Below are 15,364 nucleotides of genomic sequence, written 5' to 3'. Positions count from 1 at the left end.
TTCAGGAAGTAGAGTAATGCAGGAGCACGCAGTTGAGCTTGGCGTTATATTTATTTTGGATAATTGAGAGTTCCATACACAGTTTATGACTAAACTTTTTTACTATGTCGATAGAGTGAATTTTGAAAGTTTCATTGATAAAAATGAGATTTCTGCCCATACAACATTTTATTTTAACGGTGAACTAACTGATGGGATTAGCTTAACAAGAAATAAAAATTTAAATCACCGGAGATGTGACCAAACGGTTAGAGTTACACTTGACTACTTTTACTTGAGAGCAAATTCCAAAATACATCCCGTTCACTCTAATAATAAATATGGCGAAGTAGTACACGAATCAAACGTTAGGCTACAGGTGGATAAAAATCTTCAAAATATCGAAAGGAAAAAGCTAGAAGATGATCCTAGTGTCATCTCTAGTAATATCGGTCGAATTGTGTTCGATGCTTCGCAAACTGATGCTTTTAGAAGCAATGTAGAAATTGAAACTCAGAAAGAACTAACAATGAATCAGTTTTCTCCTAGCGGTTGCAACGTAAGTAAACACTCTACAAATGGCCAACCATGGAGTGAAGAATTTCATGTAGGTCCAATCCAACTTGTTCAAGAGTGCGCTGCGGGCACACTTAAACAAGCGCGTAAGTATATTGCTAAAATTGAAATTGACCAGGGTTCAAGATACTTTCATCATAAAATTGAGAATTGGTGTATACAGAGAAATATCATATATGGGTGGTTAAAATAAATATAACAGATAAGGATAGGCCGCGCGTAGCCGCGACCTATCCTTATCCCCATATTTTCCTTAATGCGAATAGTTATTTTCAGAGCTTAAGCTCTGACTCATTTATGTCCACTTATGTCTTAGAGCGATCACTCTAAGACATTTCTGCCCCAAAGTGAGTTGACAGATGATTTCATCAGTTTTTGATTAATAGAGGTTTGATATACAAAAACTTATCGAATTATGGATGAAAGGCTTGCGCCAAAGGTTGCATCATTTGTGATTTCTGCTTTAATCATTTTGATTAATGACACAAACTTATAAACCTAGCTAAATTTTACACTGACCTCATTTATTCCTATCAGCTAAAAACTATATTTTTCAATGAAATAACGGTCTGCATATTGAAACCCATAACAAAAGTAGGTTATTGTGTTTGCAGTTAGGGGAACGCAGGCTACTCATGAAAGTAGCCATTAAGGGATGTAGATAAGCTAGCAGCACTCACTCTATTTCAGAAAAAGCAGGTGTAACAGCGCAAGCGATTGATTTGTATCAATATTATAGCTGTTTTTCACGCTTTGCAACGAAAGCTTTCCCCAAAAAACACCCAATCAGTTAGATTTAACAATGGGTGTCTTAGTTATTGTTTTTTGAAGTAACATTACGAGCTAACACACGGTTTCGGTTTAGGTTTTCAAGTAATGTTGTTAGTTAAACGTCCTACAAAACCACCCATCGAGGCAAGGAAGCCAGCATTATCACTTCCCTCGATTTACTGCACACAGCTGATATATCTATTTAATGTACGGGGTCGACAAAAGAATATGAAAATCAATTACTTGAAGGTTGGTTGGTTGCTAAAAAAGAAAAATCCAAGCAGATTAAACTCAATAGAAGAGATGAAGAAAATAATACTGAGGGGCTTAGAGCATGGCCTAACTTGTGATTTGGCTAAGATAAATATCAAAGGGATGTTTGTATGTCAGTAATAGTCTCACATTTCATTATTCATGAACTAATCAAAAATCAAGATCCTTCGATGGCACCAAACTTACTTGATTTAGAGGATCCTATAGTATTGGGCTTAGCTCAAGATATTGCAGATGTATATATTAAAAAAACGTCAGTAATGTGGGGTAAGTTTAGGCAAGGAGGAGCATTTCCTACTGAATTGATAAGCTATACAGAAAGCGATTCATCTGATGATCAATTTACATTACTAACTTCAAACTCTATGACGCGATTGGCTAGTAACATGTCTGGCACATCAGGAACAGGAGGCTATATATGTTTTATTGAGTATAATTATCGAGGTTGTAATCGCTTATTAATTGCGATGATAAAAAACACTAAAGGTGTAAAATTAACCGATTTAATTCCGCAACTCAATGTTCATGTTGATATAAGTAAGTTATATCAAGCGCTCGAGGTTAATGTTAACAATTACCAAAGTAGTATTGGTGCTACGAGTGTAATACAAAGTTATTTAGGTTTTATCAGTAAAAAGGGAGAGCCTAGCGACTATTTCCAATCAGCGTTTTCTTGTACTGATAATGTGACACCAACAGTTGCAGTTAAAAAATCACCAAAAGCGTTAGAGGCATACCTTAAACAATATACCGATAGTGCTAGCACGCTAAAGTCAGCTGATACAATGTTGGTTAATTATTTTAAAGATAATCTTGGCTCAGTGGTAACATTGCAACGCATAAACGAAATAGCAAATGCATTTTTACCTGAGGATGTCGCTGATGAAGCAAGAGACGGCTTTTTAGAATTTGCGAAAACAGAAGATTGGCAATTACCTGACCATTTTAATGCTGTGAAAGGTGCAGTGGAGAGCATGTCTAGAATTTCGTTTTCCAGCGCTAATGTTTCAGTAAACTTCGACAGGCAGTCCCTCGGTGTGACAACCTGCGAAGCAGATGAGCATAAGCCTATATTATTCGATCCTAATGGCGATAAACTTATCCTCAAAGATCTATCTCGTGAATTTATACAGGCTATAGAACAAGAGCTTAACAGCAACTCATAATGACAACTGAAAGAGCAACAATAGCATCGGTTTTTAACCATTTAGTAGACTTGTTTAAAAGTTTACCGAACGTTGCTGCTCCAAATTTAAATTGGATTAAAGTTGATGATAACTTTAGCTTAACTCAATCACATGTTGACCACTTAACGTTCCTATACCAGAACCGCTGGGCTTTTAATGAATTTGACATTGAAATTGACTATGCAGCTGTATGTGATTGGTCAGTTGGCGCAAATTGTACAAAGATTAATTTAACACTTAAATCAGATGATTCTGGTAACAGAATGTGCTTTGTTCAAAGTGAACAAGAATTAATTAGTAAGTTCTCAGTTCAGTTGGCACGTGGAGCCGCTCTTCCAACATTGTTTTACGTCATCAATTCAGAGCATCAGAGTAATGTTGATGAGACTACCCTATTATTATCTAAGTTAGAGATGATTCAAGAGTGGCTTTCTCTTTTTAGAAATGTGGCTGATATTGTCAATGTGTCAAACAAGGGGGAATCTCAATATTTTATTCTAAAAACTGATGAAGACAAGTTCGTCAAACCGTTTGAGTTTAGCGTGGCAATAACGGAAGAACTGCTATCTTTAGATATTTCTCCTATTGGAGATTTTAAGGCTCTGATTAACTCCGAAGGGCGGCAAGACTTAAATATTGAAGAAAAGAGAAATTTTTTCAAACTCGCATTCGTTGAGTTGCTCAAAAAGCTGACAATTGAAACTCCTCAAAGAGAATATGTTTTACTGGTATTTGAAAATATTGAACGGCTGAAAACATCGTATGATGAGCACTACGAAGTGTTCATTCACAATTTCGCGCTAAGTGAATTTCATGACAAAGTTGAAGAAAAATATTTTGAATATGCGGAAAAAATACAAGCTGTTCTAGGAGATATTCAGACCAAAATATATGCGATCCCAGCAGTACTAATTGGTATGGGTATGCTTGCGAAAGTTAATACCTTTGAGGCGTATGTTTTTGTTGTAGGTGGTATATTTTTTACTTCGTTATTCACACATTGGATGTTGTGCGACCAAATAGCACGATTGAGTCAGATAACCGATAGTATGGAGTTCGTTTTTAAGAAACTAAGCTCTAAAGGTGCCGAGAGGTTGAAGTATGAGGAGGTTGTTCAAGATATAAGCACCATGAAAAGGAAACTCGAGAAAAGCATAGAAAAGCGAAAGCATCGTTTACTGTGGTATATATTTTATAGTTGGTTTCCTTTAGTTATCACTGTTGTTCTTGTTCTTATTAAATATAGTGACAAACTACTCAAGTTAAGCTTAGATTTTTTATTGTAAGCAGTTTCAATAATTGTGTAAGTGGTAAGCCCCTAGAGTTGTAGACTCTTCATTAAGTTACTCATATAAAAAAGCGACACTATGTCTCAGAATTAGAGCTGTGAAGTTCGCAACGTGTAATAAAAGGTAATTGGTTATGGAAATAAGTCCACAAATTGTTGGGACGTTTTTAGATAAACTTAAATGTAGAGAATATTATACACTGTCAAAAAGCATCCCATTTTATGTCAATTATGAGCATGGCTGTATTGCTATAATAAATAAAAATCAAAATACTATAAAAGTTGGCGTCTGGAAATTTTATAACTTGGTAGCAGAAGTACTGGGCAGTATGAGTTTCAAAACCAGCGACTATCGTTCATATAATCATATTTCCTACCTTCTTCCAATCGTTGCAGATTTATTACTCTTCCTTGATGAAGATATACATGACTATACTCCACCGCGCAAAGGGTGGAGCAACGTCAAGCGTAGCAAGTACTCTACAAAAATTGATATTGAACTTACAACACTACAGAATCGTAAGATTTGTTCAAGCAGTAATAAGGTTGCTTCAAGAGCTATTGAACATGGAGAAGATATAAGTGAATCTACTGAGAAAATTGTAGATGTGCACTTCGCAACTAATCGCGTCAAAGTAAATGATGCGAGAATGTTCTCAAGTGATATTGGTATTGCTACTTGCTATGGCATAGCAAAAATTTCAATACCAGAAACCCATAAGTTTGGAAAAATAGAAAAACCTCTTAGTGTCCTAAACGTCAAGTTGGGAGAAAAAAAAGGGAAACATTTTACAGTTGATCACACTGAGGAGCTTAGTTTCAAAGAGTTTAGAGAAAGTTTAACCTCAAAAACTTCAGGTGAAAGTTTGATTCTTTTTATACATGGTTATAATGTTGACTTTAAAAGTGCATTATTTAAATCAGCACAAATAAAAAATGATTTTAAATATAAAAACCCTTTATTATTATATAGTTGGCCATCGCACGCTAATCCGCTAGCTTATAGTGGTGATAAAGAGAGAGTTGACCAATCTGTTGACTGCTTAGCCAAACTCATAGTGGACGTATCTGAGCTTGGTATTAAGAACATTTCAATCATAGCTCATAGCATGGGAACATATTGTTTAGTTAAAGCGTTAAAGCAGCTGAATTCACAAGTAGCTAATTTTGACTCGTTAGCTTTAGCTTCTCCTGACATACCTAAGTCTGCGTTTATTAATAACTATTTTACTTATGTTAAATCAGCGTTTGAGAGGGTTGCACTTTATGCCTCTTCAAAAGATAAAGCACTATGGCTTTCCAAAACAATTAACCGTGATATCAGATTAGGGCAAGCGGGCGAAAATATTACGATAATTAATGGCGTAGAAACAATAGATGTTTCAAAAGCTGATTTTGGGTGGTACAAACTAAATCACTCGGCACCGATTGGTAACAGCATGAGTATGATAGATTTACACAATTTCTTGATACGAAAGCAACCAGCAGAAGATCGACTCTTAGCTGAAGCATTCACAGCAAATAACGAAGCCTATTGGTATGTTCACAATTAATATTACGACTCGATTTAGGTATTAAAAATAAGGATAGGTCGTGTACCGTCGCGACAGTTCTTATGTTGTTATCGCATTCCAGATAACCATACTTTTTCTAATCAAAACCTCATGAGCTAGAGCCAAATCTCTAGCTCATTTTTGCCCCATTACCAGTTAGAGTAAAAGCTCATTCTCATATTGTTAATGTTGATTTCCCCTACAAAAGTTTATCCAAAGGGCGAGTGACAAGCTGATTAAATTTGGGTAAGATCACGAGTGAGTGATTTTTGAACTCTTAGATTATTTTTCGAACCTTTAGCTACTCACGTCTTGTTGTGTTGAGTGCTTTATGTGCAAATTATGCAGGAAAAACACTCAGCTCGTGTTCGAAAAACATTCACGCTCTCACCCTGCTGATTGAATGAAGCGGAATCTGGCGTTTAAAATCCAATCATATTAATTAAAATCAAAAAGTTAATGCCAAACAGTATTTCGGCAATTGTATTGGACGTAGCCGGAGGCTGTTTTTCGTTGAGGTAACCTAGTAGCATTAAATGCAAAACTAATTTACCCATATACAACAAAAGGATAAAATGCAATTTTTCAATTTGGTAGTTATAAATGCTGCTTTATAATCTAAGATTTGGTTGGTGGAATGTTGCGTTATCTCCTTCAGCACTAAAAGCTAAAAGTAAAGCAAACGCTACAACCTATCTGACTATACTTGCTCATATTGAAACATTAATGTGTGAGAGTTCTTGTGATTTCTTAGCTTTATGCGAAGTCTCTGCTGAGGATGTTAGATATCTTTCTGATAACCTGAACTTAGAAGATGTAACTCTATTGGATCTCACACATACAGTTGGTCGGACGAGGTTTGATATAGCTGTTATATATAAGCATTCAAAGGTAAAAGTCCGGCACAATAGAACACTTTCTAAGTTTTTAACTGGCAACACTGTAAAAGCAGCACAATTAGTAGAAGTTGAAAACATTGATGACTCAAAAGTTATTTATATATATTTGTGCCATTGGGCTAGCCGCTTAAATGGTGATGGAGAAGCTAAAAGGATTACGGCTGCAGATATTGTTTATAACGACGCAATAGAGATTATGGATGCAGGCAATGATGTTATAGTAATGGGTGACTTTAACGATAACCCTTATGATGCAAGTCTCAACAATCACTTGAAAGCGAACCGTTGCCATGACGCGGTAAAAAAGTATCCCAAAGAGTATTTCTATAATCCGTTCTGGCGAAGTATTGTTTCAGAATACAAGTATAGCCATGCTGGTACTGCCAAAACATATCGTTCAGGTAGCCATAAGTATAAACAGTTTTTAGGCACTATTTGGCATTCTTATGACCAAATAATTGTATCAGGTAGTTTCCTTAATAATAGCTATTGGCATCTTAATGAATTCAGAACACAGATATTAACACCGGAAGTACTACTCACAGATTTTGAAGACAGTAATAATTTTATTGATCACCTTCCAGTCGTTTGCGAAATAACAAGAGTATGAGGTAATAACACATGTCATTTAATTTCGATGAACTCTTAATTCAAGGTAAAGACGCAGCAGATTTAGTCCAACAAAACAAGAACGAAATTGAAGAGGTGTATGAAAAGTTGGGCCATTCTTTGTCTAGTTTCTTAGCATTAGATATCAAGTTTGAAGAAGATGTCGAATACAAAAAAGAGAATAATAACACAGCGATTCACCGAAGTGCGATAGACATATTAGCGTTGCATTCAGTAGGGTTTCCTAAGTCTCGTGAGCTGACCGGTTATAACTACATTTTTATCAAACATGAAAAAACTGATGTTAAAAAGAGTTTAATGAAAGTTAAGCGGTCAAATGGGGGGTATCCAATAACGGTTGTACACGAGAAGAACCATTATGTAGCAGATAACCAAAAAGAGTTCGCTGACGCAGTTGGTGTAGTAGTATCAGACTATCAAACACACTTAATGCTCAGAAGTTTCAAAAGGTTAGTTGATGAAGCAATCAAAAAGGCTGCCGTCGTAGACAAGTCTTAACTTTCCTTTTACAAGCATTCTAGAGTAATTCCTAACACTTACGATTTTACGTTCAAGTTTAGGTTTCGTTTTTACGGCGCAATGTTTATGTTAAGGTGATAGCATTGCTTATCACCTTAACGCGGCGAACTCCATACTTTTCCTAATACCTACAAGCCTTGATAGAGTAAATAATCCAACCAATTTCTGTCTAGCTACGTCTTAGCGCGATCGCTCTAAGACAATTTGCCCCAAAATCAGTTTTGCAGTTCAACAGGTAAGTGATTGCTCTAAGTCGTTATCGATAGAGTGAAACGTCCTTATATACCTGAAAGATAGTCATTCCTAATCTTGGGCTCAGTGGGTTCTGTATTTCACTCATACAACATCCTTATTAAACGCTTTGTAAAATTGATACCACCTTGCCGTGGATCTTGGTGGTGTCTGTGTTAAACGGATATTTGTCTTGGCCATCGATGAGGTAGATATTACCATCGGGCAGCTGTCGCAGTTCGCCTATCTGATAGTTGTCGTTGATGGCAAATAAGTACTGGCCTTTGGTCACTTTTTTAAAAGTTACATTAATAAAATATAACTCAGATAGGCCAATAACAACCATGTCTGAAGGTGGGTTGATACCAATTTTTGACCAAAATAAATCATTAGCTACATACTTGGAACTTAATTTTAACTGTCCATTGTCGAGTTCGTAGGTCTGTTCGCATGACTGCAAGCCATTATCTAACATGCCCTTATTAGACGCTTCACTGCTTGAAGGAAGGTTTATACTTCTCTGTTGTTGGCCTTCTTCCCACTCTCTACCAAAACACAAAAAATGCATTGAGATACCGGTAGCAAGATGAATTCTGCATAGCAACTCATGTGGAGCTATCTTTCTGGTGTGCCAAGTAGATAGTGTTCCCACGCTAACGCTAAATAATTCGCCCATTTCTTTTTTACTGCTGACTTTAAAAATAGAAACTAAGCGCTCTATCAATACAGCGCCACCATAGTAGTTTATGGGCTGACAAATAGAATAACGAAAGATGTTTAGGTTGTGTTTTATGTTGGCATAGTTGGGTTGAGTGATGTGATTAGGAGCGTATAGCATTACATCGTAATTACCCTTTAACTCTTCAAACAATAAATACTCTAATGACACCCCTGTCGCCAAATGCAATCTGATAGCTAGTTCATAAGGAACTACGTTGCGGGTCTGCCATGTAGCAAGCGAACCAGTAGACACACCAATTAACTCAGAAAGTTCAACCTTGCTTCTTAAACCAAATAAATGAACAAGTCTGTTCACAAAGACTTTACCACCTTCGACTTCTAGTGGCTTTTTCATCTTATTTAACACTATTTCGCTACAATTGTTGATATTCATATCTGTATGATCAATAATCTTATTCAAATTGAGGTGCTCGTGGATCCACCAAGATTCAACACGGGCTAACAAATAAAAGGTACCACAATGGTTAATATTACTCTACAGGTTACAACACCTTATCTCACCTATGCGGAGTATGCCCGCGCATCAGGTCTGCCTTACAACACCGTTAAGAAAATGGTTTACGAAGGCCGTCTGCCTACCCGCCCCAAGAATGACCCACGCAGTAAACCATTAATCAATGTTCAAGCGCTTGTGATTGAAGCGGCAGAACTTAGATTAGCTGACCAGAAAGCGCTTATAGAAGACGCGAATCAAGTAAGTTAATTACTCATTTGAAGAGTTAACAATAGCAAAATGGAGTTTCCTATCTATGTATACGATCAATTCTAGTACACAAATGAATACTAAGTCATGTCATTTGAATGGGGCACTTCGTCAATTTGCTGCAGATGAGAATTTAAAGTCAGTTGCAGCAAAGGCAGAGATCTCCAGCGCGCAGATATTGCGTAACAAGCTGTGTTTAGAGCAACCACATAAATTATCGGTGGTTGAGTTGGTGGCTATTACTCGTTCCAGTGGCAACCGTTGCATTATCGATGGGGTGTTGTTGGACTTAGATTGTGCTGTTTCTGTGTCGTTAGTGGAATTAGGTTCAGCCAGTCAGCATGAGTTAACCGATAGGGCGTTAGATATTACCGTCAATGCGGCGCAACTGGGTGCACTAGCTCTTGATGTAAAAACAACAAAGCGAATCACTGAGCGGATGCGTCATGAAACGGTGAGACGCGCGACATATGTGATGGAAGAACTGGCTATTTTTGTCCATGACGTTGAGCAAAAGTTTCAAGCTATTCCGGTATTAACCGTCGCAAGCGATGCACTGCAAACAATGCCGATGCCTGGCTTAATGTAGGAAAGAATATGAATACTTCTTTTGCGTTATTGGCTCGATTTGAGTCACCAACAGTTGAACTAAAAATTATTTGTGAAGAGTTCTTCGGCTATACACCGAAAACTGCGGAGCAAAAAGCGAAGGCGAAAGACTTACCCGTACCTACTTTCAAATTACGTGATTCAGAACGTTCGCCGTCCTTGGTTAAAGTTGCTGACTTAGCGGCTCATGTTGATAAGTGCTATCAGGAATCAAAATCTGACTGGGATGTTATTCAGCTTGCTAAACAATAAACCAAATTTTAAAGGAACAGATATGAACACTTTAAAAAATGATCAAGTTACAGCATTAACGCCGTCAATAACCAACGTAGTTAACAACATCTACACCCTCACCACGAAAGATAGATTCAGTGATATTAGGACCATTCTAGGTAGAAGCTGTGCAGCGAGTCAATACAGCAAGCTCACTGAACAGCAAAAAGCGATAGTGTTATTTGGTGCCCGTATCAGGCCGAGTACCCACATAAATATCCCTCTAGAAGCGATGACTTTCGAAGAACGAAATCAGATCCGTTTATCCATTATCGCCCTAAGAAATTTAGGTAAGTCGTTTGGTGAGAGCTTACTAAGTCGAGATGAATTTAATGTTAAACCCACCCGTAAATCCCATGCATAAAAAAGCCACTTCCGTTGCACCGGATGTGGCCGTGTCGAATCAATCAATAGATCTTCAAGGATATACATTATGAAACCGACAACACAGAGTTTAACAACTGACACCGCAATTCGCAATGAAGCGAACAGGGTTATTAACGCTTTAAATCATTCCTCCTATCCGATAGAGCCCATCGTTGCCGAATCGGTGATCGAGTCATTGCAGATCGTTGCTGAATCACTTGATCTATCAATAGCAAAAACGCTTAACGTTCGATTAATTGCTATCCGAAACAACATTCACGTTAACCAAATTCAACGGTCGGCCTGATATGAGTGCACTTAATCAAACCTCGGTGTTAGACAGTGGTTTTGTAGGTAGGGAATACTTTTTAAGGCTGTTAAAAATGCACTTTGATAGTTTTAATTGCGCCATTGATGAGGGACAGCATTCAATAGCAGAGCGCCATATGGATGCGATAAGTGCAATGCACAATTTATCTGGCGTTATCCTGCCAGATGATTTTGTTTGTAAATCACTTCAAGCACTTAACTGGTTAATGCTAGCAGCAATGGGAAAGGCGATTAAAGAAGGAAAGTTCGCGAGGGCTGCAGCATGAGCAGCGCAGCATTCCAGCATTTACTTAGGCATTTTCGTACCAACAAGCAATCTCTTGCCGCAGAGATACAAGTTTTTATTGATAACGGGAGCTTGAGATATAGCACCAATATGATGAAGATTGCCAAGTACTCCGGTGCGCTTGATTGCTTGTATTGGCAAGCTTTGGGCAATGACCTGACCAACTTTGCCAAAGGGATCCGTCGCACTTTAGAGAAAGCCAAGCTTCATCACGGTTTTGAGGGGGTGTAATGCCTTTTCCTACATTATCACCTCAGCCCTTGGCTCTTTTTTCTGGATTTGTAAAAATCCCGCCTAAAGGGCGCAAGTGCGTGTTTGTTGCTGACTATCAGCACATTCAAAAAATACAGCTGTTATCAGCGGAGCAGTACCAAGAGCGACACTTTCTTGATGGTTATAAATCGACTGAACTGCCAAAGGGAGCGAATGCGCGCCAGGCACTCAAAGAAGTTAATGAATTACTCGATGACGTTTCACCCAACCACGCGGTACTTAACAGCAACCGCAGTTTTGCCAATGCCCGTCTGAGTCATCTGCCTAATAAAATCAGTATTAAGATTAGCGATGAGTATCAACGCCGACTCACCAAAAAAGACGGTATGGCCAACATTCGTAGCGCCAATATATATTTGAGAAAGACGACTGATTTTATCAACAAGGTTTGGCTCAAGTACCCGTTTCACAATATTGGTAGTTTCGATAAATTCACCTCAAAGCACATTAACGAAAGTAACGATAAGCGAACTACTCACTACGGTGGGTTCGAGTTAATCAAATATCGTAAAAGTAAACGGCTCAAAGATGTGGCGAACCGTTTGGCCTTAACCGTCCTTGATGAAGTGAAAGACGCGGCCAGCCAGAACCATGGTGATATCGCTTTTTTAAAAGCCTATGACGCTGCAGCTGCAGTGTGTAAACAGTGGCAAGTTAATCCCCCTTATTATGCTGATGTGAAACGTAATCAGATTATCGAGGCGGCAGAGTGTGCCATTTTACGCATGACTAGCCCTAAGTGGTGGCTTAACCAATTGGGTTCGTTACGTGATTTGTGCTGTGAGCATTTGAATGTTGCAGCAGGCCTCGTCGGTGAAGACAGCCCTTATTTGAGCCGTGACAGTTTTAATGAATGGTGTGAGCAGCAAAAGAGTGGCCGTGAATGGCTAGAGAGCACCATGATTGAATCAGAGGCGGGGGTGATCATACCGCTTATCGATGCGGCGATGGCTGGTAACGCTAATCCAGCTAATCGTTTTGTTGAATTGATTGTTAGGGCGCGCGGGCTTGAAGAGATTGCCGAAGAACAGGGCAAAGTTGGCTTAATGGTGACGTTAACCGCGCCAAGTAAATATCATTTTAATTCAGGCAAGTGGAATTGTGAGAACGCCCAATATACCCAAGCTTATTTGTCTGGGCAATTTCGAAAAATCCGCTCTGCATTGTCATATCGCAAAATTAAAATTCAAGGGCTACGAGTCACCGAACCCCACAAAGATAGTACGCCCCATTGGCACATGTTGATTTTCGTCCATCCAGAACATGCCGATGTGCTTAAAGCGATACTCGAAAAGTATGCCTTTGAGGTCGACGGTGATGAAGACGGCGCTGCTGAACATCGCTTAAAGATTGAACCTGTTGATAAAACCAAAGGCTCAGCGGTTGGCTACATCATTAAGTACCTGTCGAAAAACATTAAAGGTGAGCACATGCAAGGCGAGCTAGATTTTGAATCTGGTTTAGCGGCAAGCGCGGGTGCTGAAAATGCGGCGGCGTGGGCAAGCCGTTATCGTCTGCGGCAGTTTCAATTCTTTGGTTCTTCTTCTGTGCAAGTGTGGCGTGAACTAAGAAAGTTAAAAGAGTGCCCGCAGCCCCCTGAAATAGAGCTCGCCAGAGCGGCGGCAGATTCATCAAACTGGAAAGTCTTTGAACAGGCCTTGGCTGTTAATCCAATCAAGCTGGAATATGAAGAGACTGAATGCGGCAATGAGTTTGGTGAAATGACCAAGCGAGTACTTGGGTTGTGTGCCATGGCCACGAAAGCTGATGGTGAAAGCAAGGTCAGATCGTTAATCACTCGTGGTGAGAAGTGGACCATTAGAGCCATGAATGACGATGAGAAGGTGAACTATAAAAAGCTCAAAGCCGAACGTGCGCTTATCTTTAGTGAAAATGACGCTATTGAGAACAAAGAGGATAAGAAACCCATGCCCAAGTGGAAGCAACCGCTTGGTTCTGGATTGAAGAGTCGCGACAGCGGCGATACTCGGACTTGTGGGAATAACTGTACAGATGCCGTTTTGGGAGACCATTTCGGATGCAATAAAGCTGAATTCTCTGAAGAGGTATTGCGATATCTCGCCTCTCACGGTGTTGTCGATAAATATACGCTTGATCAGCTCCGCAGTGGCTTAAGGATCTTTACTGATGCTGGCCGAATTTGGTGGGTAAGTGATGGCCAGTTGCAGTTTGAGAGGTTGTTTGATGAAGAAGTGAGTGAGTTTGATTATTTCTAAGAGATGACTTTTCCTGTCGTACCACAATAAATGAGTTTTACGTTAATAAGTTCGAGTTACGTGAATGTACCGGCTGTATTTATTGGGTTAAACAATGGGGGACACGTTTTTACATGCATGAATAATTGATGAGACACAGTTGTTGATGTGTCAATTATGGAAAATTGAGTTATGACAGAAAAATCTATGTTGTTTCAGAAAGTAGACTTACTGAATGGACTATTTCCAGAGCTAGGTACTGAAGCTAAAAAGGATGTGTGTAATGCTATCCTTGCTGATGTGTTAGCTATGTACAGGGAACCCGACTTATATAATGTTAAAGAAGGTTCAGCTCTTGTTGAATCTGCTGACGCTGAACAGGGGATAGGGCACGAAACAGCTCAGAGACAATAGCTGTTGTCGATTTTGCACTGGGGCTTAAGGTGTGACTAAAGCTTAAGTTCGCAACAAACGTATGACCACATTCAGGGTCAGTGCATGAACAATACAGGTCGGCATGGGCTAAACTTAAGCGATTAGTCTTGCCGATAATCGCCTTTTCACCACAAGCAGTACAATGAACTTGCATCATAATCTCCCAATTTTTTCAATTTGCTTAGTTTACTCCATAGCACTGTGTTTTTGAACAGTGTTATAAGGTTGGAGTGATAATGTTTGTTATATAAATCATTTGTTCTTAGGCTAAATTTTACATATATCGATGTTATGTATAATTATATTTGACTATCAAAGTCTTAGTCTTAGCAAGGTGAGATAGCTTAGAGAGGACATATAATCTGATCTTAAATTTCACTTCACACTCAAGGAATCATGAAGGATAAAACAGAAAAACGTGTGCATGATTTCACTGGGTAGGCTCTTTGCTGAGAAGTACAGCCCGCCAAGATTCATCAGGGCAACTATACATTTTGTGTACTGAGTCATACTGGCGTACCCAAATGACATCTTTGGCTTTATAGCATTTGATCTGCTGATTGCGCCTGAGTACAACAGAACCAGTGTCTTTGCCTATTGTCTACGGTAAGCATTAACGATTGCAGTACTGTCAGTTTAGTCACGGAAACTAGCACCACAGATAACTAACGCCACGGAATCCGCACTCTTCCTCACCCTCCTGCGGGCTTTTTGTTGCCATTTTTTTTCAGTTTTCTATTACTACAGTTCATATCTCCAGCCCGCGCCGCTACAAGGTCTTTGCAAGGATCGGAGATCTGAAAGGATCGCAGTTTTTTTCAGTTTTTTTCAGTTTTGTTGATGCGAAAGGAAGGGAGGGGAAGCCGTGAAACCCGCATATACACAGGGTTTCGTCTCGATTACGTGGAGTTTACCTAATTTAAGCAATGTGAGTTCAGAGTAAATAATTAATTAAAAACAGAGTCTTAGCGGATTTTCAAACTGAAAGATAAATTGAATTGGATCCTAAATCCCAAAGTGGATTCTTTCACCGTTGCACGACAAAGTCCCTTGGTGATCACATGTATTAGAGTGTTAGCTCTAGCACATTCCTGGACAGAAATGTGCTAGAGCAGTGAGTCTAATTGAGTTGATATTGATTAGAAAAGGTAACTTGGTTTATTCAAAAGCTCTAGTTCGTTCTGACCCCTTTATCTTGTCCAGTTCTAGAACCGTATAATTTAAGT

The 15,364-nt window shown here is 38.9% G+C and carries 16 protein-coding genes; 14 read left to right on the top strand and 2 right to left on the bottom strand.

What is annotated here, in order from left to right:
* The first annotated feature begins 115 nt into the window (after positions 1-115).
* The 6 genes from FN961_RS02285 to FN961_RS02260 all read left to right on the top strand — a co-directional run bounded on the left by FN961_RS02285 (position 116) and on the right by FN961_RS02260 (position 7,654).
* On the top strand, positions 116-748 hold the full coding sequence (locus tag FN961_RS02285) for a hypothetical protein (RefSeq protein WP_143562929.1): 633 nt from the start codon (positions 116-118) through the stop codon (positions 746-748).
* 961 nt (positions 749-1,709) lie between these two features.
* A complete protein-coding gene (locus FN961_RS02280) occupies positions 1,710-2,765 on the top strand; it encodes a nucleoid-associated protein (protein WP_143562928.1) in 1,056 nt (351 codons plus the stop codon).
* The gene (locus tag FN961_RS02275) at positions 2,765-4,072 is read left to right on the top strand and encodes a hypothetical protein (RefSeq protein ID WP_143562927.1); all 1,308 of its coding nucleotides are present in this window, start codon (positions 2,765-2,767) and stop codon (positions 4,070-4,072) included. The genes FN961_RS02280 and FN961_RS02275 overlap by 1 nt, the downstream gene beginning before the upstream one ends.
* Positions 4,073-4,208: 136 nt before the next feature.
* The gene (locus tag FN961_RS02270; protein ID WP_143562926.1) at positions 4,209-5,627 is read left to right on the top strand and encodes an alpha/beta hydrolase; all 1,419 of its coding nucleotides are present in this window, start codon (positions 4,209-4,211) and stop codon (positions 5,625-5,627) included.
* A gap of 603 nt (positions 5,628-6,230) precedes the next feature.
* A complete protein-coding gene (locus FN961_RS02265) occupies positions 6,231-7,136 on the top strand; it encodes an endonuclease/exonuclease/phosphatase family protein (protein WP_143562925.1) in 906 nt (301 codons plus the stop codon).
* A gap of 11 nt (positions 7,137-7,147) precedes the next feature.
* A complete protein-coding gene (locus tag FN961_RS02260) occupies positions 7,148-7,654 on the top strand; it encodes a hypothetical protein (protein WP_143562924.1) in 507 nt (168 codons plus the stop codon).
* A gap of 373 nt (positions 7,655-8,027) precedes the next feature.
* Here FN961_RS02260 and FN961_RS02255 read toward each other — a convergent pair whose 3' ends face one another.
* Positions 8,028-8,981: a helix-turn-helix domain-containing protein gene (locus tag FN961_RS02255; protein ID WP_185972693.1), complete on the bottom strand. Its 954-nt coding sequence runs from the start codon at positions 8,979-8,981 to the stop codon at positions 8,028-8,030.
* A 126-nt stretch (positions 8,982-9,107) separates the two neighbouring features.
* Between FN961_RS02255 and FN961_RS02250 the strand changes: the two genes are divergently transcribed.
* The 8 genes from FN961_RS02250 to FN961_RS02215 all read left to right on the top strand — a co-directional run bounded on the left by FN961_RS02250 (position 9,108) and on the right by FN961_RS02215 (position 13,724).
* Positions 9,108-9,350, top strand: a complete 243-nt coding sequence (locus FN961_RS02250; protein WP_143562922.1) for a DNA-binding protein — start codon at positions 9,108-9,110, stop codon at positions 9,348-9,350.
* 46 nt (positions 9,351-9,396) lie between these two features.
* On the top strand, positions 9,397-9,939 hold the full coding sequence (locus FN961_RS02245) for a phage regulatory CII family protein (RefSeq protein WP_143562921.1): 543 nt from the start codon (positions 9,397-9,399) through the stop codon (positions 9,937-9,939).
* An 8-nt stretch (positions 9,940-9,947) separates the two neighbouring features.
* Positions 9,948-10,211, top strand: a complete 264-nt coding sequence (locus FN961_RS02240) for a pyocin activator PrtN family protein (protein WP_143562920.1) — start codon at positions 9,948-9,950, stop codon at positions 10,209-10,211.
* A gap of 22 nt (positions 10,212-10,233) precedes the next feature.
* Positions 10,234-10,596: a hypothetical protein gene (locus FN961_RS02235; RefSeq protein WP_143562919.1), complete on the top strand. Its 363-nt coding sequence runs from the start codon at positions 10,234-10,236 to the stop codon at positions 10,594-10,596.
* A gap of 69 nt (positions 10,597-10,665) precedes the next feature.
* On the top strand, positions 10,666-10,905 hold the full coding sequence (locus FN961_RS02230; protein ID WP_143562918.1) for a hypothetical protein: 240 nt from the start codon (positions 10,666-10,668) through the stop codon (positions 10,903-10,905).
* A gap of 1 nt (position 10,906) precedes the next feature.
* Positions 10,907-11,194: a hypothetical protein gene (locus FN961_RS02225; protein ID WP_143562917.1), complete on the top strand. Its 288-nt coding sequence runs from the start codon at positions 10,907-10,909 to the stop codon at positions 11,192-11,194.
* Positions 11,191-11,445, top strand: coding sequence for a hypothetical protein (locus tag FN961_RS02220; protein ID WP_143562916.1), 255 nt, complete (start codon positions 11,191-11,193; stop codon positions 11,443-11,445). Before FN961_RS02225 ends, FN961_RS02220 begins: the two co-directional genes overlap by 4 nt.
* Positions 11,445-13,724: a replication endonuclease gene (locus tag FN961_RS02215; protein ID WP_143562915.1), complete on the top strand. Its 2,280-nt coding sequence runs from the start codon at positions 11,445-11,447 to the stop codon at positions 13,722-13,724. Before FN961_RS02220 ends, FN961_RS02215 begins: the two co-directional genes overlap by 1 nt.
* Positions 13,725-14,040: 316 nt before the next feature.
* On the opposite strand, the gene FN961_RS02210 is transcribed toward FN961_RS02215, so the two are convergent.
* On the bottom strand, positions 14,041-14,295 hold the full coding sequence (locus FN961_RS02210) for an Ogr/Delta-like zinc finger protein (RefSeq protein WP_229814610.1): 255 nt from the start codon (positions 14,293-14,295) through the stop codon (positions 14,041-14,043).
* Between the last annotated feature and the right edge of the window lie 1,069 nt (positions 14,296-15,364).

It is taken from the genome of Shewanella hanedai, from assembly GCF_007197645.1.
In the GTDB taxonomy this organism is placed as follows: Bacteria; Pseudomonadota; Gammaproteobacteria; order Enterobacterales; family Shewanellaceae; genus Shewanella; species Shewanella hanedai.
The sequence above is the reverse complement of the archived record's forward strand: the minus strand, read 5'-3'. Positions and strand labels throughout refer to the sequence as shown.